Source organism: Aminobacter sp. P4_D5 (assembly GCF_056401815.1).
The window spans coordinates 1-627 of sequence record NZ_JBFUIP010000932.1 but is presented as its reverse complement, the minus strand read 5'-3'; the positions used below and the strand labels follow the sequence as shown (position 1 = coordinate 627).

1 pseudogene is annotated in these 627 nt (G+C 68.7%); it reads right to left on the bottom strand.

Annotated features, from left to right (window positions below):
• Positions 1-627 (bottom strand): annotated as a pseudogene (locus tag AC1DWF_RS35870) (glutamine-hydrolyzing GMP synthase); the annotation flags it as partial.

The following is a 627-nucleotide window of genomic DNA, read 5'->3' as shown; positions in this document are numbered from 1 at the left end:
GCCGAGCTCGCGGCCCAGCGCGCGCACCTCGTCCTTGAACAGCTCGCGCAGCGGTTCCACCAGGCGCATGCGCATGCCCTCCGGCAACCCCCCCACATTGTGGTGGGACTTGATGGTCACCGAAGGCCCGCCCGTGGCCGAGACGGATTCGATCACGTCCGGATACAGCGTCCCCTGCGCCAAAAAGTCCGCCCCGCCGACCTTATTCTGCTCCTCCTCGAAGACCTCGATGAAGAGCCGCCCGATGATCTTGCGCTTCTGCTCCGGATCCGTGACGCCGGAGAGCTGCCCCAGGAACAGGTCGCTCGCGTCCCGGTGCACCAGGGTGATGTTGAAGCGGTCCCGGAAGGTCTTCACGACCTGCTCGCTCTCGCCCGCGCGCATCAGCCCGTGGTCCACGTAGATGCAGGTGAGCTGGTCGCCGATCGCCTCGTGCAGCAGCACCGCCGCCACCGACGAATCCACGCCGCCCGAAAGCCCGCAGATCACGCGGCCCTTGCCGACCTGGGCGCGGATGCGGGCGATGGCCTCGGCGCGGAAGCCGGCCATGGTCCAGTCGCCCGTGCAGCCGCAGACGCCGTGGGTGAAGTTCTTCAGCAGCGCCGCGCCGTGCGGGGTGTGCACGAC